The organism is Polaromonas sp. P4_H1 (assembly GCF_056400945.1).
The window spans coordinates 81,391-104,951 of the sequence record NZ_JBFUKG010000001.1 but is presented as its reverse complement, the minus strand read 5'-3'; the positions used below and the strand labels follow the sequence as shown (position 1 = coordinate 104,951).

Here is a 23,561-nt window from a genome sequence, read left to right as displayed (position 1 = left end):
ACACTGCCTCCATCTCCCATGCCCAGCAAGCCACGTGGCCACCATTACAGCGTGTATGTGATCGAGCTGGCGCCCGAGGTCTGGGATGCGGCCCGGTTTCGCCGCGCCAATCCGGACTACCAGCTGGGCAGACCGTTTGTGTATGTCGGCATGACCGGGCTGGACCCGGACGTGCGCTTTGACAAACACAAGGCCGGCATCCAGTCGAACCGCTTTGTGCGCGATTTCGGTGTGCGCCTGATGCCCGAGCTGTACGTCATGTACAACCCCATGCCGTACGAAGGTGCGCGCGACATGGAAGTCGAGCTGGGCATTGGTTTGCGGGAAGCCGGCTATGGCGTCTGGCAGGCGTGAACGCCAGATGGCCACCGCCCGTGCCCCCTGCCGCTGTGTGAGTGGGCAGCGGTGCGCTGCATCCTTCCCCTAAAAAAGGGTAGCGCTTGCCCGGGGCGGCCCGCTCGGAGAATTGTCTTCCAGCGCCTTCAGCGGCAGCGTCAGTGCGCGGTCGTAGGCCTTCAGGTCAGCCCGGTAGCACGGGCAGGCTTGTGCCTGTAGCCTGGCTTCATCGAGCAGCATCAGGTAGCCCCGGCTGTAGCTGATCAGGCCCATTTTTTGAAACACGCTGGCTGCCTGCGACACGCTCTCGCGCCGGACACCCGCCATCAGGCCCAAGGCTTCATGGGTGAGAAAGAGCTCCCCGGAATGGGCCCGGTCGCGCGTCATCAGCAGCCAGCGCGCCAGGCGCTGCGGCACCGTGTGGTAGTGCAGGCAGGCCGCCTGCTGCGCCATATGGCTTGCAAAAACGTCGACGTAGCGGTGCAGGACATTGCGCAGGCAGGCATCTTCAGCTCGCCGCAGTCGCAATGCATTGCGGTGGATCTTGAAGGCGCGCCCTGCACCCAGCACCAGACTGGTAAACGACGAGGCAGCCACACCCAGCATGAGCGAGGTGTGGCACATGCCCTCGCTGCCCACCAGGGCAACGCCAAGGCCCGGGGCCTGGACCTGCTCCACCGGCAGGATCACCGAGACAAAGCCTTCCACGGGAAAGTAGGCATGCTCGGGCGTCTGGCCGGCTTCTATCAGCACCGTCTGGGGCTTGAGCTCAACCAACTCGCTGTGTTCAATGAACATGGCGCGTTCGTACGCCGGCAGTGCTGAGATCAGCCGGTTGGCCAGAGACAGATCTTTTTGAAACGACAAGACACCTCCTGTTGGCTTTGCGGACAACGAGTGGCGCGTACTAGTCTAGACGCTTCACTCGCCGCACAAGCGAAGCTATTGCTGCGATCTGCATCCATGTGTATCCAGGCCTGCTGGAAAAAAGCAATGGGGCGATAGGGCAATGGGCGGACAAGCCGCAGCGGACAGCCCCGCCAGGCTCAAACCGGGGTTTTGCGGACCGGATCTTCGGCGTCGGGGATCCCCGGCGCGGGCAAGTCCCTGTCGTCAGGCTGCACGGGCAGGCTGGGCGGGTCATCGGGCTCATCAACCGGCGGGCCGCCGGGCAAGGGCGGGGGCCGTGGGTGGCTGGACTTCATGGTTCGATCTCGTGAGGAATGATTGTGGCAAGTTCGGGCTGTTACACCTGAAAGCAATCCTGGAAACCCTTCCTGCATACCGGTCGAGGCCGATGGCGGCCGGTCGAGGTCGGTAGCGCCAGCCGTATCGCCACCTTCAGGGTTGGCGGACAAGGAAAAAGTGTTTGCGAGCTTAAACGCTTAAACGTTAAACGCTTAGGCGCTCATGAGGTCCGCCGATGCCGGAACCTCACCGGGCGTGCTGGCGGGGGTGTCCGCTTCCAGGGCCAGCGCGTCGAGCGCCTGGCCGACGACGCCTTGCGTATCGACGGGCCGCAGAAGGCGGTCCCGGATCAGTCGCTCGCAGCTTCGCCGTGTCATGGAATGGGGTTGCCCGCCATGGCTCACAAACATGAAGAGGGTGCCTTTGGTGCCGGCCCAGATCAGCTGGGCGCGCAGCCAGCGGTGCTTGGAGTACAGGTCGACCCAGTGCCCCGCCCGCAGGCCGAGCAGCATCCGTTCGGCTTCGGCCGGGGCGATGGCCGGGCCGGTTGCTGGAGAGGCAACGTCCTGCTGCTGCGGCGCCGGCTCTGTTCCTGGGGTCTCGGCCGGATCGCCATCGCCGGTTGCTGCTGACTCGGCCACGGCAGGGGTGTCGTCTTCCAGGGGCGCGAGTTCGCCGGGCGCAGTGGGCAGCGTGTCTTCAAAACCGGCCGCGTCCAGGTCATCGCGGCCCAGCCAGGGCGGCGCGGCAGATCGGGCCTCGCGGGGCTCGGTGGTGGGGTCCGTGATGAACGTGGTGCTGCGGGCCTCTTCAGGCTCCAGCGGCATGGCGCCGGACTCTTCCGCGTCACGCTGGCTCTTGAGCCGGCGCAGCTTGAGTACCGGCCTGTGCAGCTTCATCAGCTCGTCAAAAAAAACCTCGCTTTCGCGCGGGTCCTGGCCCAGCAAGGTCAGTCCTGCGTGAAGTTTGCCCAGCAGGCTCGGCAGCATCTCGAACAGTTTGGCGGGACGCTTCAACGTCACTCCACGCTTGACGCTCCACAGCAGGTCGGGCACCACCGAGCCAAAGCCTTCCGGGTCGACCTGGTTGCGCGTGTCGGTGAGCCTGGCATGGGCCATGGCGAGCGCCCAGGAGTCGAACAGAAAGTCCAGCACCAGCGCCGGGACATCCCCAAGGTCTGAACGCCTGCTCAGTTCCAGGGCAATTTCATCGGCAAGGGTTTGGCGTTCCTCTGCAAAATGCAGGGCCTGCAGCAGGTTGTCGCGGTTTTTGGCCTCCAGCCGGTCCTGTTCGTCCCAGTGTTGGGCCAGTGTGGCCAGCGCGGCATCGAAAGGCTGGGCATTCTTGATATCCAGCCCGTTGAGTTTGTTGAAGGCGCGGATGACCGGCTGGAGAAACTCCGAGAATTCGCTACTGAACTCGTCGTTGTAGCTGAAGCTGCGTTGGGCCACGCGCTCCATCAGCCGCCTGCCGGGGTGGTCCTCGTCACTGAAAAAAAGCGGATCCACCATGGCCAGGCGCATCAGCGACGGCTCCAGCGCTACGATGGCCTCGCGCACCGGCGCCAGCAGGCGCGGGTCCTGCGCCACATGGCTGACCAGCTTGCGCACCACTTCCAGCCCCATCACCTGCCCGACCTGCCTGGCTTCCTTCTTCAACTGGGTCCGGACAATGTCGCGTTCCCGGGGGCGCCCATAAGCTCCCCAGACCTGCTGGCTCAGCTGGCTGCGCTCATCGACAACCCGCTGGGGGCGGTCGACGGTCGGCATTTTCTGGTAGCCGGAAAGCGGTGCCGCGCGTGACTCCAGCGGAGCCTGTGCCGTCTCGCGCGCTGCTTTCAGCGCCTTCAGTTCTTCCTCGATGCTGTCGTAATAGGCGGGCGCCAGGCCGCGCTGCGCATTGCTTGCGCCATTGAATAGGAAATCATGGAACAGGTCGCTCTTGACCCCGGGGTCGGACAGGTCGGCAAACTGCGAGGGCCGCAGGGGCTCGTCGGAGACGTAGCCTACCGACGGCGGTGGGGGCGCGTCATCTCCGCGGCTGGCGCCCTGGCCGCCCTCCGGCCTGGCACCTGTTTGTGGGTTGTCCCGGCTCCTGTTGCCGCCGCTGGCAGGCGTTTGCAGCACGCGATAGCCGGCGCCCTGCACATTGGCCATTTCAAGCTGGTTGATCAGCCGTTCATACACCAGCTTGAGTTCGCGCCCGAGCGGGGCTGCCAGATAACGGAGCCATAGCGCGCTGACGGCCCGATCAACGGGCACGGCAAAAATCATGTCCTGAAGCGCCTGCGCGAAGACGTCCGGGCGAAGCGGGTTGAGTTCCGGCCGCACATTGGGCAGGCCCTGCACGGCGCTGACCAGCGTATTGAGTTCCGCGAGGCTTTGCTCGACCGCCGGTAAAACCTGCTGCAACAACCGTGACGACTCAATCGCCTGGGATACATCGGCGTCATCCATCAGCGAAAACGCTTCGGTGGAGCTGAGCGTGCTGGTCGCGGTGACGGTGGAAGCGGCCCCCCGGCCCAGAGGCGACACGCCGGCCGGTGCCGAGGCCGCTTGCGCAGCCGCCGCGGCCTGGGTCATCAAAACGGCAAGCAGGTCGGCGCGGTACTGTGCGCTCCAGGGCGCCTTGTGTTTCAGCAACTCGCGGTAGGCTGCAAAAAGCTCTTCCCGCTCTGCCGCATCAGTGCTTTGGCTTTGCGCGAGCTCCAGCGCCGCTATTGCATCCTCGATGCAGCGTTCCATGGCCGGCTTGGCCGCTTTGGCGGCTTCCTCTATGCAGGATTGAAGAACTTCGGGTTGCGAGGCCATCTGGAGCGGGTTTGCGGGAAATTTTTTTTGATAATGACACTCGGCCGGGCGGCTTGCAACCGCGAATGCCTGAACGGAGGAGTTCTGAGGTTAAGGGGCAACGGTAATTTCCTTGGGACACTTGCAAAGTGTTTCAATTGGTTTCCACTTCACACAGTTGCCGGCGCCGGACCCTGTTTTGGAACCTGGGCCACTCCCCGGTTGCACGGCCTGTTCGCCGCGGCGACTCCTGGCAGGCCACGGTCAAGAGGCTGATGGCGTTAGCGTTAACATGGCCGCATGGATTCCCTTAAAAAGCCTGGCCGGGCCGCCAGGCCAGGCACGGGCGGCATCACGCTCAATGATGTGGCCAAGCTTGCCGGCGTGTCGGCCATTACCGTTTCGCGCGCCCTCAACACGCCCGCTGCCGTCTCGCCCGACACGCTGGAGCGCGTGCGCGGCGCCATCACGCGCAGCGGTTATGTGCCCAACCTCGTGGCGGGCGGCCTGGCATCCAACCGAAGCCGCCTGGTGGCTGCGCTGGTGCCGACGATCGCCGGACCGGTGTTTCTGGAAACCATTCAGGCGCTGACCGATGCCCTCGCGGAAGCGGGCTGCCAGCTGATGCTGGGCCAGAGCGGCTATGGCGGCGCGCGGGAAGATGCCCTGCTGGACGCCATCATCGGGCGCCGACCCGACGGCATCGTGCTGATCGGCATCATGCATTCCATTGAAGGGCGGCGGCGCTTGCTGGCGTCCGGCATTCCGGTGGTGGAAACCTGGGACATTACGCCCACGCCGCTCGACATGATCGTGGGGTTTTCCCACGAGAAAGTCGGCGTTGCGGTGGCCGATTACCTTCACGGGCGGGGCTTTCGCCGGCCCGGCATCGTCAGCGCCAGCGATGAGCGTGCGACGAGGCGGCGTATCGGGTTCGAGCAGCGTTTTGCCGAGCTGGGCGTTGCGGGCATTCCGGCGTGTGTGGTGCCGTCACCGTCCTCGCTGGGCAATGGCAGGGCCGGATTTGCCGAACTGCGCGCCAGCCATCCCGACATTGATGTGGTGTTTTGCAGCTCCGACGTGATTGCCCACGGCGTCATCACCGAGGCCCACGCCACCGGCCTGAGCGTGCCGGACGATATCGCCGTGATGGGCTTTGGCGACCTGCCGTTCGCCGCTTTCACCTATCCGCAGCTGAGCACCGTCCGCATCGACGGCACCTCCATCGGCCAGCAGGCTGCCCGCTTCATCCTGGATCGGGTAGAGCGCCGCGACGTCGGTCCGCCGGTGCGCGACATCGGGTTTTCCCTTGTCCAAAGAGGCAGCGCCTGACTTGACGTCCGGTCGGATGCTCTTTTATGATCAATTGTTAGCGCTAACATTTGACTTTGGCGCCTCTGCATCGTTGTATTCAAGCAACTCTCTTCTCAAGTCTTTTCAAGGAATCCGTGATGACGACAAATTTTTCCCGCCGCAAGGCGGTTCTTGGCCTGGGTGGCTTGGGCCTCGGCACCTTGTTGCCCCTGCCCGGCGTGGCGAGCGCCGCGGACGTCGGCACCCCGGGCTGGCCTGCCAAACCGATCACCTATGTCGTTCCTTTCACGCCGGGCGGCTCCACGGACGTGATTGGCCGGACGTTGTCGCAGAAGCTGGCCGAGATACTGGGCCAGCCGGTGATCGTCGACAACAAACCGGGCGCCGCCGGCGCCGTGGGCGCGACCTACGTGGCCAAGGCCAGGGCGGATGGCCACACGCTGTTGGGCGGCACCATCAGCACGCACGCCATCAATGCCAGCCTCTACAAGAACCTGCCCTACGACCCGGTCAAGGACTTTGAGCCGATCGCGCTGGTCGCCATGCTGCCCAATGTGTTAATCGTCAACCCCAACCTGGGCATCAACTCGGTGGCGGACCTGGTGGCGCTGCTCAAGCGTGAGCCATCCCGGCGCAACTTCGCCTCCTCGGGCGCGGGCACTTCGACGCATCTGGCCGGCGAGATGTTTGCCGACCTGATTGGCGTGCCGCTCACCCACATCGCCTACAAAGGCACGCCGCCCGCCATGCTGGATGTCTCGTCCGGCCAGGTGACCTTCATGTTTGACCAGATGACGGCGGCCGTGTCGCTGGCCCAGGCCGGCAAGCTCAAGCTGCTGGCGGTCACCACCCCCAAGCGCATGGCGCTGGCCCCCAGCCTGCCCACCATGATGGAAGCGGGCATCAAGAACTTCCAGATGGCCTCGTGGCAGGCGGTGTACGCCCCCAAGGGAACACCGCCAGCCATCGTGCAGCGGCTCAATGCCGAGATTGTCAAAATCCTGAAGATGCCGGACGTGGCGGCCAAGCTGACCGACCAGCTCGGCATGGAGATCGTGGGAAGCTCGCCTGAGGAGCTCGCGGCGCACATGAAGTCCGAGATCGCGCGCTGGGCCGAGCTCGTGAAGAAATCTGGCGCGACGGCAAGCTGATACCGGAACCACGGGAACCACGGGAACCACGAGAGCCAGCTCCGAATCGCGCAGCCGCGCCGCGATGGTGGGGCTGCGCCGTCAGTCAGATTTCGACCCGCGGCCGGAACTCCACGGCAGGAACGGTACAACCAAACTCGCGGCACCAACGCTCGTATTCCGATGTATCGCCGTGGCCTGCGAACAGCGGGTTCCATACGAAAAGGCGGGCGTGGATGCGACAGCGCAGCGTGGCGGGTTCGGCCGCTGCATCGGTCTTCAGCGCCTGCTTGACGGCCGCCATGTCGGTGCGTATACGCGCCATGCGGATGCCGCCATCGCGCGCCGTGTCGAAAAGCAGGCACTCGGCTTGTTCCGCATCGAGACCGCGGCGCGGCCACTCATGGCCTGGCAGCGTCGGTATGCCGTTGCGTGCGAAGCGGGTCCACGCATCGCCCATCGCCTGGGTCAACACGGACCGGCCGGACCGGTTGAACGGCGTGTTGACGCCAAAGATATCGAGTTCGCCCGCCGTGTCGCGAAAGGCAAAGGCCATCTCCATGCCGTGGGCGGCGCCAAGCAGCAGGTCGGGGCGGATGAAGGGTATGGCAGGGGCCTCATCCCAATCGAAGCGGTAGGTCCATACATCGACGTGTCCGCCCGCCAGCATCGCATCGGCCGGCGTATCGACATGCAGTGCCTTCCAGGCCAGCGACATGTACTTCATCTCAACCTGATAGGCGCGGCGATCGCGCAGAATCGGCACCTTCCCCAGCAGCAGGCGCGAGTGTTCGGGCTTGTCTGCACTGAAGGTCTTGAACTCGTCGCGATTGCTGCCCAGGATCACCGGCACGCGGTTCCATTGACCGGCGGCGAAGACCTCGGCCAGTGGCTTGCGCGGCAGGACCACGCCGTCGCGCACGGGACGAGGCGCCAGGTAGACCCCAACGCTGCCGGGCGTGAAGGCGCCCAGCAGCCGGGCCGGGCTGAGCGAGCGCAGAAAGGCGGCAATGTCTGCTGCGGGCAGCTGCGCGAGGTGCTTCTTTGCACTCTCGCGGTCATGGGCGCGGCCCTCGGCGACCCACAGCCGCCCCGTGACCTCCAGCGCGCTCTCGCGGTGGCCCGGCTGCACGTCGTCGCGCCAGTTCACCGCCTGTTCGACACTGAAGGTCTCGGCCACCGGCGACTGCGCGATCGCTCGGTGGAACAGGCCTTGGGCCAGGGGGCTCGCCAACAGCGTCAGCACATTCTGTCCGCCAGCGGATTCGCCAAAGATCGTCACGCAGCCGGGGTCGCCGCCAAAGGCCGCGATGTTGCCCTGCACCCATCGAAGCGCGGCAATCAGGTCGAGCGTGCCAAAGTTGCCCGAACGCTCCTCGGGTGTGGCGTCGTCGGCGTCATGCAGTGCCGGGTGGGTGAACCAGCCCAGCACACCGAGCCGGTAGTTGACGGTGACGACCACCAGGCCATCGTGGCTCGCATAGTTGCGCGTCGCGTCGTAGGTGGCCGAGGTGCCCACTGAATTGCCGCCACCGTGGATCCACACCATCACCGGGCGGCGTTGGCCTGCGCCCGGCACCGCATCCGGCTCGAAGGCGGGCGCGAAGATGTTGAGCGTGAGGCAGTTCTCGTCGCCCACGATCTGGCCGCGTTGCTGCGCTGGCGTGCCGGAAAGCAAGTCGGCGTATTGAGGCCCCATCGAGCCGTGCGCGCAGGCCTCGAACACGCCGCTCCAGGGCACGGCAGGGCGCGGCGCGCGCCAGCGCAAGGCCCCGGTGGGCGGGCTGGCGTAGGGGATGCCACGCCAGCCGTGGACGCCGCCCGGCTCACGCGTGCCGATGACTTCGCCACCGGTCACACGGCGCCTGGACGCCGCATCAAGGATGCGCTGCGCAGCCCTCATGCGTGCGCTTTGACGATGCGGTCGCTGATGTAGCTGGCCAGCGCGTACACCGTCTCCGAGGGGTTGTAGCCAATCGAGGTCGGCAGCAGGCTGGCATCGGCCACGTACAGGTTTTTCACGTCATGCGTTTCGCCATAGGGGTTGACCACGGTGGTCTTAGCGTCGCGCCCCATGCGGCAGGTGCCCTGCGGATGGAACGAGGTGTATTTGTAGCGTGCCGGTTCGTTCTTCAACGCGCCGATCACGCTTTCGACCTGATCGGCGCTCTCGACCACCGCCTTGTTCGATGATGGCAGGTAGAGCTTGCTCGCCCCGGAGGCAAACAGAATGCGCGCCGTGGCGACCAGCCCTTTTTTCATCGCATCGAAGTCGTCGTTGTCGACCGTGTAATGGATCTGTTTCTGGCCGTTTTCCCAGCGCACCTCGCCCACATTCTTGTCGTGGATCAGGCTGATCAGGCGGATCGTATTTTTGTAGCCCGTCATGTAGGCCACGTAGGGCTTGCCGGTGCCGGGCTCGGCCTGAAAGCCAGCCTCCACCGGCTCCTGGATCGCGTTGAGCAACAGGTAGCCGCCTTTCTCGGGCAGTGTGTGTTGGTCCATGTAGAGCGAGTGGGTCGCGCCATGGAAGTCGTTGACCTCGTGGGGAAATTCAGCGGTGACCGACAAGGTGGGATGGCAGGCAAAGTTCTTGCCCACTTGCGCGCTGCTATTGGCCAGCCCGCTTTTGAGCAGCAGCAGCGGCGTCTGGATCGGCCCGGCCGCCAGCACGACGATGGGGGCATCAACGCGCACATCGGCCTTTTTCTTGCCGGTAGCCGGGTCGATGACCTCGGCCAGCACGCCACTGGCCTTGCCGCCCTCGGCCAGCACTTGCGTGACACGCGTGTCGGCGAAGATGGTCGCGCCATGCGCCACGGCCCAGGGCAGGTAGGTCACCAGCATGGATTGCTTGCGGTCGGAAGTGCAGCCGCTGAAACAGGCGCCGGTGAGTGCGCAGTCCTTGATGTTGCGCCGCGCCTTGCCTTCGGGGTAGCCCAGCTTTTTCATGCCCACGCCAATCAGCGCCGCGCCCGCGCTGGTCTCGTGCGAGGCGACGGTGCGGATGTGCAGGTTGCGCTCGATCTTCTCAAAGTACGGCGTCATCACCGCCGTGGTGAGGTTGGTCAGGCCGAACTCCTTGGCCCACAGCTTCAGGTAGTAATCGGGCGTGCGAAAGCACAGCGCCGCATTGACCACCGTGGAGCCGCCAACACAGGCGCCTTGCAGGATGGCAATATCGCCGTGCATGTTGGACTGCCCGCCGTGGTCCTGGTAGAGCGTTCCCATCGAGACGGCCAGCATCTCGGTGAACTTCTCCGACGGGATGTATGGCCCGGCCTCCAGCACGATGACCGTCTTGCCCGCGCGCGCCAGTTCGTAGGCGGCGATGGCCCCGCCAGCGCCCGAACCGATGATCACTGCGTCGGCCTTCAGGTGCAGTTTTTCCTGCGTGATGTCAACGGCCTGCGTGACCTTGAGTCCCTGCTTGGCGAGCTTCACGGGAATGGATTTTTTCATGTGGTGTGTCCTTGAATGGTGATGTTCAGCGTGTCGGCAGCGGTGCGTTGCCCAGGGACTTCAGGCCCAGGCGCTTGGTCATCGGTCCGTCGTAGCCAAGCGGTGCCCAGCTTGCCGGATTCGCCCAGTACGACAGCTGGATCAGCTTTTTCAGCCCCACAGTCAGGCCGCGTTGCGGCGGCAGTTCCGAATTGCCCCAGGCATCGCAGAACTGCGTGGCTTCGGCGTCATCGAGCGCGGTGAAACGCTTTTTGTACAGGGCCACGGGGCCGTCGTTGAAGTACTGCATGCCGCCTTTGAGGCCCGTCAAAATATGTGGCGCCATGGTGGCCAGCAGCGCGCCGTCCAGCGTTTGCAGCAAGCCGTCCGGCGTCCACGGGACCAGTGGACTACCGGCCACCGGCAGCACCACCTGCGCCAGCCGCGTGAAGATGGCGGCTTCCGCTTCGTTGATGAACTTCACGCCGGGAGGCAGGGCCGCAAGGCTGGCGCCACCGGCCAGTGCCGTGATGGCACCCGCGCCGGAAAAGCGCAGAAAGTCGCGCCGCTGCAAGCGACCGATGGCCGCGACCACCGTGCTGAGGTCGGCGGCCTGGTGATGAGAATCGAATGGCATGGTGTCTCCTTGGCTGGGTTTTGCGTCTTAGAACGGCAGGATCATTTTGACCTTCAGCGCCGCGCCTTCAGGCCGGTTTCGAACCGCGAAGTCCTGCTGGAACTTGGCGGTAATGAAGAAACCCGAAGGGCTCTGGTACTTGATCGATGGCCCGATCGCCATCGCCGAGCCCTTGGCATTCGGCACGATCACACCGGAAACCTTGTCATCGGTGATTTGCTTGTAGGCATAGCCTCCCACACCCGCTGTCCAGCCGTTGCCGAAGCCCCAGCCCAGTGCATAGTCGAAATGGAACTCCTGGCCGGAGCGGTACTTCGTGTCCTTGTTGGAGCCGTTGAATTCATAGTGCAGCTTGATGTCGGCGTTGATGCCCGACGGCTGTGTGTAGGTGATCGCTGCCACCGGACCGGCAGTCCAGTGGTTGCGTCCCAGGTTGACCAGATCGGTCTTGCTATACGACCCGGTGGGTGCATGGATATCCACCGCCAGCACGTAGTGAAGTTTGTCTGAGGGGTGGTAGGTCAGAAACGGGCCGAAGATGACGTCGCCGAGGCCTTTCTTGTGTTGACTGAGTCCCGCAATCTTGGCATTGATGTCGAGCAGCGGCAGGAAACCGTGAAAACCGAAGTTGCCTCCCAGCATCTTGGTTTCACCGATCCAGATAAAGCGGGGAACGAGGGCCGCGACATCGACCTTGAACGGAACGGGGATTTCGTTGCCGTTGTTGTCGCGCAGCTTGTTCAGGTGGTCGTACGAGGGGTAGAGCAGCACGTAGGTACCGGGGGGAGGCGCCGCACCGGCCAGGAAGTTCTCCGCGCCGTTCGGGTAGGCGCTACCGCCTCCTTCGGTGGCGAAGGCAGGCGTGCAAAGCAAGCAGGCAAGGGCGGCGGCGAGCGTGATGTTTGACCGCAGGGTGTTTTGACGAGGGTTCATGATTTTCCGGGTTTTTCGGGGGGGTCGGGGGTTTTTGGGGTAACAGGGTTGAGTGGCTTGATTTAGAACGGGTACACGATGGGCTTGTCCATCACGCTGACCCACTGGCTTTGCGTGAACTCCTCCAGATTGGCCGGACCGCCAAAGCGCCCGCCATTGCCCGAGGCGCCCATGCCGCCAAAGGGCACGTGGAACTCGTTGTTCACCGTCTGGTCGTTGATGTGAATCATCCCGGTGTGCAAGCGGTTGGCCAGCGCCATGGCGCGTGAGATGTTGCTGCTGTGGATGGCCGCCGCCAGACCGTAGGCCGACGCGTTGACCAGGGCCGCCGCCTCCTCGTCGGTGTCGAATACGGTGATGGGGGCGACCGGGCCAAAAATTTCATCGGTGAACGCCGGCATGGCCGGCTGCACCTCGGTGAGCACGGTCGGGCGGTAGAGCAAGCCCTCGTAGGTGCCGCCAGTCACCACGCGCGCGCCTTGCGCCACCGAGGCCTGCACGATCTGGTCAATGCGGTCGCGCTGTTTGGCGTTGATGACAGGTCCCAAATGTGCGGGGCCGGCGTGCGGGTCGCCCACATGCAGCGCTTCGGCGCGCTGCTTCAGCCGCTGGGAATAGGCCTCGGCCACGCTGCGGTGCACCAGGTGGCGGCCCGCCTGCATGCAGATTTGTCCCTGGTGCAAAAAAGCGCCCCAGGCACCGCAGGAGCTGGCGGCTTCAATATCGGCATCGTCCAGCACGACGATGGCGTTGTTGCCGCCCAACTCCAGCGCCACCTTTTTGAGCAAGCCACCGCACACTTCGCCAATTTGCCGCCCCACCGCCGTTGAGCCGGTGAACGAAATCATGTTGACCGCCGGGTGCCGCACGACTGCATCGCCTGTGGCGGGGCCGCCCGGCAGCACATGCAAAACGCCCGCCGGCAGGCCGGCGTCGGCAAACACCTGGGCGATCAACATGCCACCCGTGACGGCGGACTGCGCGTCAGGCTTGAGCAGCACCGCGTTGCCCAGCGCCAGCGCCGGCGCCACCGAGCGCATGGCCAGCAGCAGCGGGAAGTTCCACGGGGCAATCACGCCCACCGTGCCGATCGGCACGCGCCGCCACAAGTTGGTTCGCCCGGGCATGGTCGAGGGGAACATCTGCCCGTTGGCCTGCATCGGCAGCGCGGCGGCCATCAGCATTTGCTCGTAGGTGGCGTTCAGCTCCCATTCGGCTTTGGGCATGATGGAGCCGCATTCGCGCACATTCCAGCCATTGATTTCGCCGGCGCGCTCCTTCAGCAGCCGCGCGGCCTCGCGCATCACGGCCGCGCGCTGGTCAAAGGGGGTCGCGGCCCATGCGGCGCGGGCCGATTGGGCGCTCCGCGCGGCACGGTCAACGTCTGCGGTCGAAGCGATACCGACCTGGCCCAGCGTGCCGCCGGTGGCAGGCTCCACTACCGCAGCGGTGCCGCCTTGTGCCGCGACCCAGCCATCGCTGTAAATCTTTCCCGTCCAGTGATCCTGGCTCGGCGGCGGATAAAGAAGGGTGTCCATGTGTTTGTCTCCAATGCTTGTGTTTTTGATGGATTTGCTGACCATGCGGCGCCACCAGTGCCGCCGTCCAACGCCGTCTCTTCCGCAAGGGGCGTGCCACAAAGGCAGTTAACTGCATAAAGTGGCGGTATCGTCCGGGTAATTACCATGTGTGGTGGTATCTTCAGGAATTAAACTGCATGTCGCCCCGCCGGGATATCGCCTCAAAACGAGACGAGGGTCTCAAATCGAGACGACCAGAGAAACGCATACGTGCTGGCAGCCCTGGAGACAACCTTGCAACAAGCGATTACTTTTGAGCCGAACCTCTACGCTCCGGAACGCATCTGGCAAGCGCGCCGGGCCTTCTTTGACGAAGGCAGTGCGCCCGCGGGTCTGGTTGACGACCCGGTGCTGCGTTCATGGCAACGCTGCCGGGGTCAGGGTCGCGGCGCCTCGGAACAGGTGGAATTCGATCCCGTGGACCGTCTCGCACTGGCCCGTTTGCTGGAGGCCCAGCGCACATTGCTGGAGGCGGCACGCCCCGAGCTGGATGCGCTCGCCCGCGCGGTCTCGGACGCCGGCTATGCCGTGTTGCTCACCGATGTCCAGGGGCGCGCCCTGGCGGTCGAGGGTTGCACCGACCGCCGTAGCGAGCCGCTACGGCAAGCCTTTCGTCCCGGGGTCGATCTGTCTGAGGCGGTGATCGGCACCAACGCGATGTCGTCGGCGATGACCGAGCAGCGGGTGGTCCGCGTGCTCGGGCCCGAGCATTTTTTTGCCGACAACCAGATCTTTCACTGCTGCGCTGCACCCGTGTTTGACCCGCAGGGGCGCGTGGTCGGCGCGGTTGATATCTCGCGCGACATGCCGGGCCTGGCGGCCGGTGCCGTGGCGTTGACCCAGCGCTGCGCCCGTCGCATCGAGCGCAAGCTTTTCGAGGCGCTCCCGGCATTCGTACGGCTGCGGCTGGAGACGCAGGATGCGAGCGATGAAGCCTGGCTCGCCTTCAACCGCGATGGCGGCCTGCTGGCGGCCAACATCGCCGCGCGCCATCTGATCGAGGTTCCTTTCGTTCCCCAGGGGCTGGGCTTCAGCGACCTGTTTGACGGCCGTTTCGATACGCTCGCCGCTGCGGCAAGCCAGGCGAGCGGCGAACTGAGCCTGCGTCTGCGTGGCGGGGTGCAGCTGCGCGCCCGCGCCTCGGGCGTGCCGCCCATGGCGCGATCCGTTGCCACGCCCACCCGTCCAGCGCCGCCGCGCACCGCGCCGAGGCCCGAGTTTGGCGATGCGTCCTTTGCCGCCGACTTTGAACGCGCGCTGCGCGCCTTCCATGCCGGGTTGCCGGTTTTGGTCACGGGCGAAACCGGCGCTGGCAAGGAAGTCGCAGCCCGCGCCCTGCACGAAGTGAGTCATCGCCACGACGGCCCGTTAATAGCGATCAACTGCGGCGCAATCGCTCCCCAGTTGATGGCCGCCGAGCTGTTCGGCCATGTCGAAGGCGCCTTCACTGGCGCCCGGCGCGGCGGCAGCGCGGGCAAAATCGAAGCGGCCCAGGGCGGCACCTTGCTGCTTGACGAAATCGGCGACATGCCGCTTGAGTTGCAGGTTGGGCTGCTGCGCGTGCTCGACAGTGGCGAGGTCCTGCGCGTCGGCGCGACCCGGGCGGTGCGGGTGGACGTGCACATCGTCTGTGCGACCCACCGCGATCTGCGCGCGCTGGTGGCTTCGGGGCTCTTTCGCGAGGATCTTTATTACCGCATCAGTGGTTTTCAGTTGCAGGTACCGCCGCTACGCATGAGAAGTGATTTCAACGCAGTCCTTGACGCCTTGCTGGCGGAGCAGGGCTGCGCGCCGCAGCGGCTCGACGCCGGGCTGCGCCGGGCGCTCAAAAGCAGACGCTGGCCGGGCAACGTGCGCCAGTTGCGCCATGCGCTTCGACTGGCACTCGCGTTGCTGGACGCCGATGAAGCGCTCACCCTGAGTCACTTCCCTGACCATGAACCCGACCATGGACCCGGCCTGGGAGTACCGTCTGCTCGTCCGCGCACCGGTGCACCCGACGACGGGCTGAGTTGGCGGCAGACGCAACAGCAGGCCATCGATGCGGCGCTGCGGCAAACCGGCGGCAACGTCACCGCCGCGGCTGCCTTGCTGGACATCGGCCGCGCAACGCTCTACCGCAAGCTGGCGAAATGATCAACGGCCAACTCGCCCCAACTCGCCGTTAGCTATCCCTATCCCTATCGCTATCGAGAAGATGGCATCGTCAAGCCGAAGCCGTACCCGCCTTCACTTTCAGCCGCCACGCATGCAGCAGCGGCTCGGTGTAGCCACTCGGCTGCTCCAGCCCCTTGAACACCAGGTCGCAGGCGGCCTTGTAAGCCGCTGAGGTGTCGAAGTGGCCCGCCATGTTTTGGTAGAGCGGGTCGCCGGCGTTCTGCTTGTCCACGACGGCGGCCATGCGTTCGAAGGTCTCCTTGACCTGGGCTTTGGTCACGACGCCATGGTGCAGCCAGTTGGCGATGTGCTGGCTTGAAATGCGCAGTGTGGCGCGGTCTTCCATCAGCGCGACGTTGTGGATGTCGGGCACCTTGGAGCAGCCCACGCCCTGGTCGATCCAGCGCACCACGTAGCCCAGGATGCCTTGCGCGTTGTTGTCGAGTTCCTGCTGCTTTTCCGTCGCCGGCCACCTGGCTTCGGCCGCCACCGGAATTTGCAGCAGGTCATTGAGGATGTTGTCGCGTTCCGCATTGGCATCGATCTTCTCGAGCTCCTTCTGCACATCCGACACCAGCACCTGGTGGTAGTGCAGCGCATGCAGGGTGGCGGCCGTGGGTGAGGGCACCCAGGCGGTGTTGGCGCCGGCGCGGGGGTGCGCAATCTTTTGCTCCAGCATGGCGGCCATCAGGTCGGGCATGGCCCACATGCCCTTGCCGATCTGCGCCTTGCCGCGCAGGCCGCACGAGAGGCCCACGAGCACGTTGTTCTTCTCGTAGGCGCCAATCCAGGCGCTGGTCTTCATGTCGCCCTTGCGGATCATGGGGCCGGCCTGCATGGCGGTGTGCATCTCGTCGCCGGTGCGGTCCAGGAAGCCGGTGTTGATGAAAGCCACGCGGGCGCCGGCCGCGGCGATGCAGGCCTTCAGGTTGACGCTGGTGCGGCGCTCTTCGTCCATGATGCCCAGCTTGACGGTGTTCGGGGCCAGGCCCAGCAGTGCCTCGACGCGGGTGAACAGTTCGGACGCAAAGGCGACCTCCTGGGGGCCATGCATCTTGGGCTTGACGATGTAGACCGAGCCGGCGCGCGAGTTCTTGATGCCGGGCTGGCCCTTGCGCTTGAGGTCATGCATGGCAATGGTCGTGGTGATGACCGCGTCCATGATGCCCTCGGGAATTTCCCTGCCGCCTTCATACAAAATGGCCGGGTTGGTCATCAGGTGGCCGACATTGCGCACAAACATCAGCGAGCGGCCGTGCAGCGTGACTTCACCGCCCTGCGCGCCGGTGTATCGGCGGTCGGGGTTGAGGCCGCGCGTAAAGGTCTTGCTGCCTTTGCTGACTTCTTCGGTCAGCGTGCCCTGCAGGATGCCCAGCCAGTTGCTGTACGCCAGCACCTTGTCTTCGGCATCGACCACGGCCACAGAGTCTTCCAGGTCGAGTATGGTGGACAGCGCGGACTCCAGCACCAGGTCACTGACGCCGGCCGCGTCGCTCTGGCCGATCGGTGTGCTGCGGTTGATCTGGATGTCAATGTGGATGCCGTTGTGCTTGAGCAGTACCGACGAGGGCGAGCCCGCATCGCCCTGGTAGCCAATCAATTGCGCGCTGTCTTTCAGGGCCGCGCGGCCGCCGTTCGTCAGCGTCACGGCCAGCTTGCCGTCCACTACCGCATACGCGGCGGAGTCCTTGTGCGATGCGCCCTCCAGCTGGGCGGCCTGGTCGAGGAAGGTGCGCGCGAACTCGATCACCCTGGCGCCGCGTATCGGGTTGTAGGCCTTGCCCTTCTCGGCGCCGCCGGACTCGGAAATGGCGTCCGTGCCGTACAGCGCGTCGTAGAGCGAGCCCCAGCGGGCGTTGGCCGCGTTCAGTGCGTAGCGGGCATTCAGAATGGGCACCACGAGTTGCGGGCCGGCCTGCTCGGCCAGTTCGGCGTCGACATCAGCGGTGGTCGTGGTCACGTTGGCGGGCTGCGGCACCAGGTAGCCGATCTGTTCCAGAAAGGCGCGGTAGGCCGGCATGTCGGTGATGGGGCCGGGATGGGCCTGGTGCCAGCTGTCGATCTCGCTCTGCAGGCGGTCGCGTTCGGCCAGCAGGGCAATGTTTTTGGGGGCCAGGTCGGCGACGATGGCGTCAAAGCCCCGCCAGAAGGCGGCGCTGTCAACGCCGGTGCCGGGCAGCACCTTGTCTTCAACAAAGCGGTAGAGGTCGGTGGCCACCTGGAGGCGGTGGGCGGTGGTGCGTGCTGTGTTGGCGGTCATGGTGGTGGTCCCTTGTGAAAATAAAACGGTGGAGTGTGTGGGGAAATGCGGCGGCGTCATGCCGCAGCGCCAGGCAGGGTTATGCCCGGCAGTGTCAGTACGTCGCGCAGGCTGCTGCCCGTGTATGTCGGCGCTGTGCCGAGCTCTTCAAACGGCAACTGGTAGCGGTTGACCCAGAGCGTCTGGTAGCCATACCAGGTGGCGGCCAGTGCGTCCCAGCCGTTGCAGCTGACGAAAGCGATCTGCCACACCTCCAGGCCGGTTTGTTGCGGGCCCAGGGCATAAGCGTCGGGGTGCGTCTTGTATTTGCGGATGCTGTCCACGCTGATCACATGGTCCAGCAGGCCTTCCAGCCCGGCGGATTTCACGGCCACGTCGAGCATCGACGGGTCGCCATTGGACAGGATGCCGGTGACGATGCCGCGCTTTTTCAGTGCCTGCAGCACGCCCTTGTTTTCAGGAAAGGCCGACAGGTGCCGGTACTGGTTCATGAGCCGTTCCTCGCGCTCCGCCGTGAGGTCCAGCGCCAGGCGCTTGCAGACATAACGCAGGCTGGCGCGGGTCAGATCCCAGAAAGGCCGGTAATGCACGCCGTCATTGCAGGTGGTGACCAGGCGCGTGTATTCAATTTGCTTGTCGCGCCACAGCAGCCCCAAGGTCTGCCCCTGTCCCGGAAAGAGCTGCTCCGCCAGCAAGCCCACGCTGTAGACGTCGAACAGCGTGCCATAGGCATCAAATAGCACGCCCCGGACAGGAGGGACAGGGGCGAGCGTACGGAGTTTTTCCATAGCCTCTACTTTATTTGATACAAGGCCAGTCATTAATTAACTGAATATCGTTTTATTTGTGACTTTTATATGGGTAGTTTGCTGGAGTATCTGAAGGAAACCAGGGCACATTCAATGCTATTTAACTCGTTCTTTATGAGTCTGTGCAGGGGGGTATGCGCCAGCCAGCGTGACCTGCCAGCCCGGCCGCCACCGCCGCCAGTCGACGGCCGGCTCGTCAACACCGCGCTGAAGAAACAGTCGCCGCCAACGCACGGTATGACGGGGTCGGCTGCTATCGAAAAGTAGCGTCTGGTGTTTTTGCCTTTTGTGTTTTTGGTTCTTTCTTTCTTTGGTTCTTTGTTTGTGCGGCTCACACCTGACCGCTCAGCTTGCGGGCGGCCTCCAGCACCTTCTGAACGTGGCGTTCGTCATAGCGCTCTGCCGGCATGGTCAGCGTCAAGGCCGCCGCCAGGCTGCCATCGGCCTTGAAGACCGGCGCCGAAATGCCGGCCACGCCGGCCAGGCGGTCTCCCATGGCCGAGAAGTAACCCTGCTCCCGGATGCGGGCGTAGAGGTTTTTGTCTTTCGCGGTGAGGCCGGTGGTGCGCCGGAGGCCAAAGGCCATCAGCACGCGGCCGCCGGTGCCCCGGTTCAGCGGCAGCACGTCGCCGGCCTTGATGTGGTCGCGGATCGGGTGGGGTGAATCCACGCGGTACAGGCACAGCCGCGCATCGCCCTGCACCACATGGTAGGCGGCGCTCTCACGGGTGGCCGCCACCAGCGCCCGCATCACGGGCAGCACCGCGCGGTCCAGCGAAAAGGAGGCCGCGTAAACGGCGTTGAGCCGCGCCACCTCACTGCCCAGCCCGTACCGGCCGTCCTCCAGTTTTTGAATCAGCCGCGCATGCTCCAGCGAGGCCAGCAAACGCAGCGCCGTGCTTTTGTAGAGCTGGGTGCGGCCGGCCAGTTCGGCCAGGCTCAGGGCAGTATCGCCCACCTGAAAAGCGCACAGCAGGGTCAGCGCGCGATCTACCGCCGCGGCGCCACCGGGCGCGGCATGGCTGTCGGCCAGCGATTCGGTCTGGGCTTTGCGGGGCATCAGTCACTCCTGGTCAGTAAGGCCTGGTCATGAAACGGGCCATGCTGTCTGACGCTTGACAAGCGGCAGGGCATCCGTGATCATTTCAATAGAAAGAACAATGTTCTATCTTACAGAATTATATTATGAGTGCAACCATGTCAAATCCTCACGTATTGATCAGTGAAGTCGGCCCCCGCGACGGCCTGCAATCCGTCAAGGCCACCATGCCGACGGCCGACAAGCTGCGCTGGATCGACGCGCTCTACGCCGCCGGCGTGCGGGAAATTGAAGTTGCTTCCTTCGTGCCGGCCCGACTGCTGCCGCAGATGGCCGATGCCGCCGAGGTGGTGCGCCATGCGATCACGCTGCCTGGTCTCACGGTGATGGCCCTGGTGCCCAACCGCCGCGGCGCGGAGGCGGCGCTGGCGGCTGGCGTGCACAAGCTGACGATGCCGGTGTCGGCCAGTGCCGCGCATTCGCTGGCCAATGTGCGCAAGACGCGCGAAGAGATGGTGGAGGAGGTACGCGCCATCTCTGAGCTGCGCCGCGGCATCGCGCCTCACGTCAGGCTCGAAGCCGCCATTTCCACCGCCTTCGGTTGCACGCTGCAGGGCGAGGTGCCCGAGGACGATGTCATCCGGCTGGCCGTGCAATGCATTGCGGCCGGTGCCGACGAGTCGGGCCTGTCGGACACCGTCGGTTATGCCAATCCGGCGCAGGTACGCCGCCTGTTCCGGCGCCTGCGTGCCGAAATCGGCCACCACGCCGGCGCTGCCCACATGCACAACACCCGCGGGCTGGGACTGGCCAACTGTCTGGCGGCGTACGAGGAGGGCGTTCGCACCTTCGATGCTTCGCTCGGCGGCCTGGGCGGCTGCCCGTATGCGCCGGGCGCGTCAGGCAACGTCGTCACCGAAGACCTGGTCTTCATGTTCGAGGCCATGGGCGTGCCGACCGGCATTGATCTTGAAAAACTCATGGCTGCACGCGCGCCGCTGATGGCCGGGCTGCCGGGCGAGCCGGTCTATGGCATGACACCCGAGGCCGGCCTGCCCAGGGGTTTTGTTCAGGGCGCCCGCATGACGGCACCCGCCACCCCCGCCCCTGAAGAAAGCAATAACAGCGAGAACAGCGACACAGCGCTGCCCTACGCCGGCATCCGCGTCGTCGAATTCACCCACATGGTGATGGGCCCGACCTGCGGCATGTTGCTGGGCGACCTGGGCGCCGAGGTCATCAAGGTGGAACCGGTCGAGGGCGACAGCACGCGCCGCCTGCTGGGTTCGGGCGCCGGATTTTTCCCGACCTTCAACCGCAACAAGAAAAGCATTGCGCTCGACCTGAAGACACCCGAGGGCGTGGAGGCCGCGCTGCGCCTGATTGCCACGGCAGACATCGTCAGCGAGAACTTCAAACCCGGCACCATGAAAAAACTGGGCCTGGACTACGAGACGCTGAAACAGCGCAACCCGCGCCTGATCTATGTCAGCCACAAGGGCTTTTTGCCCGGGCCTTACGAGCATCGCACCGCCCTCGATGAAGTGGTGCAGATGATGGGCGGGCTGGCCTACATGACGGGCCGCAGCGGCGACCCCCTGCGCGCCGGCACCAGCGTCAACGACATCATGGGCGGCATGTTTGGCGCCATCGGGGCGATGGCCGCCTTGCGCCAGCGCGACCGCACCGGGCTGGGCACGGAGGTGCAGTCGGCCCTGTTTGAAAACAATGTGTTTCTGGTGGGTCAGCACATGATGCAGTTCGCCGCCACCGGCCATGCCGCCGCGCCCATGCCCAGCCGCATTTCGGCCTGGGCGGTGTACGACGTGTTCACCGTGAAAGACGGCGAACAGATTTTTCTGGCGGCCGTCAGCGACAAGCAATGGGCGATTTTCTGCAAGGCCTTCGGGCTGGACGAACTGCTGGCCGACCCGCGCCTCAAAACCAACAACGACCGCGTGCGTGCCCGGGAATGGATGATGCCCATCCTGCGCTCGCACCTGGCCGAGCGCAGCGCGGCCGAGCTCCGCACGGTCTTTGAAGCCAACGAACTGCCTTTTGCGCCCATCGTGCGGCCTGAAGAACTTTTTGAGGATCCGCACCTGAACGCAACCGGTGGGCTGGCACCCGTCCGGATGAACGACGGTAGCCAGTCCAAAGTGCCGCTGATGCCGTTCACGCTGGGCGGCAAACGGCCCGGCATCCGGCTGCAGCCGCCGCTGCTGGGCGAGCACACCCGCGAATTGCTGCGGGAGCTGGGCTATGGCGAAGACGCCATCCAGGCTTTCCAAACCGCGCAAACCACCCAAACCACCGAAACCAAGCGTTAAAACCCGAACCCACCCGGAGACCTGCCCATGAATTTCCAACGACGCTCCCTGATGACGGCGACCCTGATCGGCCTGGCCAGCCTGAACGGCGCGGTCACCGCCCAAACCGCCGCTTCGACCAACTCAGGACAGGCCTGGCCCGCCAGACCGATACGCATCATCGCGCCCTTCCCGGCCGGCGGCCCCACCGATATCACCGCGCGGGTGGTCGGGCAAGCCATTGGCGAGGCGCTGAAAACACCGGTGATTGTGGAAAACAGGGCGGGCGGCCACGGTTTCATTGGCGTGGGCGAGGCGGCAAAGGCCCCTGCCGACGGCTACACCCTGATGATGGCCAGCATCGGCACCATGGCCATCAACCCCAGGCTGCACGAGAAGATTCCCTACGACGCCAACAAGGATTTCGCGCCGGTGTCCCTTGTGGTCACCGTGCCGATCGTGGTGGTGGTGAACCAGCAAGTGCTGCCGGTCAATTCGATGCCCGAGTTTGTCAAATACCTCAAGGCCAATCCCGGCAAGGTGAACTTTGCGTCGGCTGGCAATGGCGGCTCCTCGCATCTGGTTCCCGAGTATTTCAAGTACCGCACCGGCACCTTCATGACGCACATTCCCTACAAGGGCTCGGGCCCCGCCATCGGCGACGTTGTGGCGGGCCAGGTGCAACTGATGTTTGACACCCTTTTGACCAGCACGCCTTTTGTGAAAGGCGGCAAGCTCAAGATGCTGGGCGTCACCACCGCACAGCGCCTGCCGCAGTACCCTGATGTGCCGACGGTGGCGGAAGCGCTCAACATGAAAGACTTCGAGGCCTCGTCCTGGTACGCGCTTTACGCGCCCGCCGGCACGCCGCCCGACATCGTCAAGCGCCTGTCGACCGAGGTGGACGCGGCGCTCAAGCAACCGGCCGTGGCCAAGCGCCTGACCGACCTGGGCGCTGTGCCGGTGGGTGGATCGCCCGAAAAGCTTGCCGCGTTTCAGCGCGCCGAGCAGGAGAAATGGGGCAAGGTGATCCAGGTGGCCAAAGTCAAGCCGGATTGATCTCCCCGTTTGGGCGCTGACGTGCGGACTCGTCCGCGCCCGCAGAGCCTGTGTGTTCATCGTTGAAGCGCAAGCAAAAAATCCCCGCCACAGCCTGGGCTGCCGTGGGGATTTGCAGGTCTGGCCATGGGCGCGGAGACCGCACTGTTCATGGCACGTCAGACCCTAGCCCGATACTTGCGGGCCGGCGTCCCGGGAGCGCTTAGCGCGCTGGCGTCGCTGGGGGAACGATGACCACGGTGTCGCCACCGGTTCTGCCGCGCTGGCCTTGTGCCCCGGTATCACCCGTGGCGCCAGTGTCTCCAGTGGCACCGGTGTAGCCGGTGGCTCCAGTGGATCCGGTTGAACCCGTCGAACCGGTCGAACCGGTCGAACCAGTTGCGCCGGTGTACCCCGTTGATCCGGTCGAGCCCGTGGAGCCCGTCGCACCTGTGGGTCCGGCCGGGCCGGGGACCGGCACGGTGACCACGGCCGGGGCCACGACAGCGGCTGGCCTGTCACATGCGGTCAAAGCCAGTGCCGTCAGTGCGGCGGAAAAAACGATTGAATAGTTCATGAAAATTCCTTTGGGTTGTTTGCG

At 64.7% G+C, this 23,561-nt stretch carries 18 protein-coding genes and 1 pseudogene; 7 read left to right on the top strand and 12 right to left on the bottom strand.

The features are described from left to right. Positions 1 to 18: 18 nt before the first annotated feature. A complete protein-coding gene (locus AC1DS5_RS00505; protein WP_477716290.1) occupies positions 19 to 354 on the top strand; it encodes a hypothetical protein in 336 nt (111 codons plus the stop codon). Positions 355 to 423: 69 nt separating this feature from the next. Here the strand turns inward: AC1DS5_RS00505 and AC1DS5_RS00500 are convergent, their stop codons facing one another. From AC1DS5_RS00500 to AC1DS5_RS00490, 3 genes are all read right to left on the bottom strand, one after another. Beyond that, complete coding sequence (locus tag AC1DS5_RS00500; RefSeq protein WP_477716289.1) at positions 424 to 1,203, bottom strand: Crp/Fnr family transcriptional regulator; 780 nt, start codon at positions 1,201 to 1,203, stop codon at positions 424 to 426. 179 nt (positions 1,204 to 1,382) lie between these two features. Then, positions 1,383 to 1,541 (bottom strand): hypothetical protein, encoded by a 159-nt coding sequence (locus tag AC1DS5_RS00495; protein ID WP_477716288.1) that lies wholly within the window; start codon positions 1,539 to 1,541, stop codon positions 1,383 to 1,385. A 195-nt stretch (positions 1,542 to 1,736) separates the two neighbouring features. Continuing rightward, positions 1,737 to 4,334 carry a DUF1631 family protein gene (locus tag AC1DS5_RS00490; protein ID WP_477716287.1) on the bottom strand — a complete coding sequence of 866 codons (2,598 nt, stop codon included), beginning with the start codon at positions 4,332 to 4,334 and terminating at the stop codon, positions 1,737 to 1,739. A gap of 279 nt (positions 4,335 to 4,613) precedes the next feature. Between AC1DS5_RS00490 and AC1DS5_RS00485 the strand changes: the two genes are divergently transcribed. Together AC1DS5_RS00485 and AC1DS5_RS00480 are read left to right on the top strand one after the other, a co-directional pair. Further along, positions 4,614 to 5,645: a LacI family DNA-binding transcriptional regulator gene (locus AC1DS5_RS00485; protein ID WP_477716286.1), complete on the top strand. Its 1,032-nt coding sequence runs from the start codon at positions 4,614 to 4,616 to the stop codon at positions 5,643 to 5,645. A gap of 119 nt (positions 5,646 to 5,764) precedes the next feature. After that, positions 5,765 to 6,778, top strand: a complete 1,014-nt coding sequence (locus AC1DS5_RS00480; RefSeq protein ID WP_477716285.1) for a Bug family tripartite tricarboxylate transporter substrate binding protein — start codon at positions 5,765 to 5,767, stop codon at positions 6,776 to 6,778. Positions 6,779 to 6,863: 85 nt separating this feature from the next. Here the strand turns inward: AC1DS5_RS00480 and AC1DS5_RS00475 are convergent, their stop codons facing one another. The 5 genes from AC1DS5_RS00475 to AC1DS5_RS00455 form a co-directional block, all read right to left on the bottom strand. Beyond that, positions 6,864 to 8,660 (bottom strand): carboxylesterase/lipase family protein, encoded by a 1,797-nt coding sequence (locus tag AC1DS5_RS00475; RefSeq protein WP_477716284.1) that lies wholly within the window; start codon positions 8,658 to 8,660, stop codon positions 6,864 to 6,866. Then, positions 8,657 to 10,219, bottom strand: a complete 1,563-nt coding sequence (locus AC1DS5_RS00470) for an FAD-dependent oxidoreductase (protein ID WP_477716283.1) — start codon at positions 10,217 to 10,219, stop codon at positions 8,657 to 8,659. The genes AC1DS5_RS00475 and AC1DS5_RS00470 overlap by 4 nt, the downstream gene beginning before the upstream one ends. Before the next feature lie 25 nt (positions 10,220 to 10,244). Beyond that, entirely contained in the window at positions 10,245 to 10,835 is a 591-nt protein-coding gene (locus AC1DS5_RS00465) for a twin-arginine translocation signal domain-containing protein (RefSeq protein ID WP_477716282.1), read from the bottom strand. A gap of 27 nt (positions 10,836 to 10,862) precedes the next feature. Continuing rightward, positions 10,863 to 11,768, bottom strand: a complete 906-nt coding sequence (locus tag AC1DS5_RS00460; RefSeq protein WP_477716281.1) for a SphA family protein — start codon at positions 11,766 to 11,768, stop codon at positions 10,863 to 10,865. Between the two features lie 62 nt (positions 11,769 to 11,830). Continuing rightward, positions 11,831 to 13,306: a benzaldehyde dehydrogenase gene (locus tag AC1DS5_RS00455; protein WP_477716280.1), complete on the bottom strand. Its 1,476-nt coding sequence runs from the start codon at positions 13,304 to 13,306 to the stop codon at positions 11,831 to 11,833. 276 nt (positions 13,307 to 13,582) lie between these two features. Here AC1DS5_RS00455 and AC1DS5_RS00450 point away from each other — a divergent pair, with 276 nt between their 5' ends. Further along, the gene (locus tag AC1DS5_RS00450; protein ID WP_477716279.1) at positions 13,583 to 15,484 is read left to right on the top strand and encodes a sigma-54-dependent Fis family transcriptional regulator; all 1,902 of its coding nucleotides are present in this window, start codon (positions 13,583 to 13,585) and stop codon (positions 15,482 to 15,484) included. Positions 15,485 to 15,554: 70 nt separating this feature from the next. On the opposite strand, the gene AC1DS5_RS00445 is transcribed toward AC1DS5_RS00450, so the two are convergent. From AC1DS5_RS00445 to AC1DS5_RS00435, 3 genes are all read right to left on the bottom strand, one after another. Then, positions 15,555 to 17,765 carry a malate synthase G gene (locus tag AC1DS5_RS00445; RefSeq protein ID WP_477716278.1) on the bottom strand — a complete coding sequence of 737 codons (2,211 nt, stop codon included), beginning with the start codon at positions 17,763 to 17,765 and terminating at the stop codon, positions 15,555 to 15,557. Between the two features lie 56 nt (positions 17,766 to 17,821). Continuing rightward, a complete protein-coding gene (locus tag AC1DS5_RS00440; RefSeq protein ID WP_477716277.1) occupies positions 17,822 to 18,553 on the bottom strand; it encodes a haloacid dehalogenase type II in 732 nt (243 codons plus the stop codon). Between the two features lie 352 nt (positions 18,554 to 18,905). Further along, entirely contained in the window at positions 18,906 to 19,634 is a 729-nt protein-coding gene (locus tag AC1DS5_RS00435; protein WP_477716276.1) for an IclR family transcriptional regulator, read from the bottom strand. A 125-nt stretch (positions 19,635 to 19,759) separates the two neighbouring features. Here AC1DS5_RS00435 and AC1DS5_RS00430 point away from each other — a divergent pair. The 3 genes and pseudogenes from AC1DS5_RS00430 to AC1DS5_RS00420 form a co-directional block, all read left to right on the top strand. Continuing rightward, a pseudogene (locus AC1DS5_RS00430) lies at positions 19,760 to 20,593 on the top strand (hydroxymethylglutaryl-CoA lyase); the annotation flags it as partial. Between the two features lie 102 nt (positions 20,594 to 20,695). After that, the gene (locus AC1DS5_RS00425; protein ID WP_477716727.1) at positions 20,696 to 21,943 is read left to right on the top strand and encodes a CaiB/BaiF CoA transferase family protein; all 1,248 of its coding nucleotides are present in this window, start codon (positions 20,696 to 20,698) and stop codon (positions 21,941 to 21,943) included. Between the two features lie 27 nt (positions 21,944 to 21,970). Further along, positions 21,971 to 22,981 carry a Bug family tripartite tricarboxylate transporter substrate binding protein gene (locus AC1DS5_RS00420; protein WP_477716275.1) on the top strand — a complete coding sequence of 337 codons (1,011 nt, stop codon included), beginning with the start codon at positions 21,971 to 21,973 and terminating at the stop codon, positions 22,979 to 22,981. A 202-nt stretch (positions 22,982 to 23,183) separates the two neighbouring features. Here AC1DS5_RS00420 and AC1DS5_RS00415 read toward each other — a convergent pair whose 3' ends face one another. Then, on the bottom strand, positions 23,184 to 23,537 hold the full coding sequence (locus tag AC1DS5_RS00415) for a collagen-like protein (RefSeq protein ID WP_477716274.1): 354 nt from the start codon (positions 23,535 to 23,537) through the stop codon (positions 23,184 to 23,186). Between the last annotated feature and the right edge of the window lie 24 nt (positions 23,538 to 23,561).

What these genes read in the sequence shown, in the direction of transcription:
- AC1DS5_RS00420 (WP_477716275.1), top strand. Translation starts at nt 21,971, where the DNA reads ATGAATTTCCAACGACGCTCCCTGATGACGGCGACCCTGATCGGCCTG.
- AC1DS5_RS00465 (WP_477716282.1), bottom strand. Translation starts at nt 10,835, where the DNA reads ATGCCATTCGATTCTCATCACCAGGCCGCCGACCTCAGCACGGTGGTC.
- AC1DS5_RS00435 (WP_477716276.1), bottom strand. Translation starts at nt 19,634, where the DNA reads ATGCCCCGCAAAGCCCAGACCGAATCGCTGGCCGACAGCCATGCCGCG.
- AC1DS5_RS00470 (WP_477716283.1), bottom strand. Translation starts at nt 10,219, where the DNA reads ATGAAAAAATCCATTCCCGTGAAGCTCGCCAAGCAGGGACTCAAGGTC.
- AC1DS5_RS00475 (WP_477716284.1), bottom strand. Translation starts at nt 8,660, where the DNA reads ATGAGGGCTGCGCAGCGCATCCTTGATGCGGCGTCCAGGCGCCGTGTG.
- AC1DS5_RS00495 (WP_477716288.1), bottom strand. Translation starts at nt 1,541, where the DNA reads ATGAAGTCCAGCCACCCACGGCCCCCGCCCTTGCCCGGCGGCCCGCCG.
- AC1DS5_RS00455 (WP_477716280.1), bottom strand. Translation starts at nt 13,306, where the DNA reads ATGGACACCCTTCTTTATCCGCCGCCGAGCCAGGATCACTGGACGGGA.
- AC1DS5_RS00485 (WP_477716286.1), top strand. Translation starts at nt 4,614, where the DNA reads ATGGATTCCCTTAAAAAGCCTGGCCGGGCCGCCAGGCCAGGCACGGGC.
- AC1DS5_RS00505 (WP_477716290.1), top strand. Translation starts at nt 19, where the DNA reads ATGCCCAGCAAGCCACGTGGCCACCATTACAGCGTGTATGTGATCGAG.
- AC1DS5_RS00480 (WP_477716285.1), top strand. Translation starts at nt 5,765, where the DNA reads ATGACGACAAATTTTTCCCGCCGCAAGGCGGTTCTTGGCCTGGGTGGC.
- AC1DS5_RS00490 (WP_477716287.1), bottom strand. Translation starts at nt 4,334, where the DNA reads ATGGCCTCGCAACCCGAAGTTCTTCAATCCTGCATAGAGGAAGCCGCC.
- AC1DS5_RS00415 (WP_477716274.1), bottom strand. Translation starts at nt 23,537, where the DNA reads ATGAACTATTCAATCGTTTTTTCCGCCGCACTGACGGCACTGGCTTTG.
- AC1DS5_RS00460 (WP_477716281.1), bottom strand. Translation starts at nt 11,768, where the DNA reads ATGAACCCTCGTCAAAACACCCTGCGGTCAAACATCACGCTCGCCGCC.
- AC1DS5_RS00425 (WP_477716727.1), top strand. Translation starts at nt 20,696, where the DNA reads ATGACGGCACCCGCCACCCCCGCCCCTGAAGAAAGCAATAACAGCGAG.
- AC1DS5_RS00440 (WP_477716277.1), bottom strand. Translation starts at nt 18,553, where the DNA reads ATGGAAAAACTCCGTACGCTCGCCCCTGTCCCTCCTGTCCGGGGCGTG.
- AC1DS5_RS00445 (WP_477716278.1), bottom strand. Translation starts at nt 17,765, where the DNA reads ATGACCGCCAACACAGCACGCACCACCGCCCACCGCCTCCAGGTGGCC.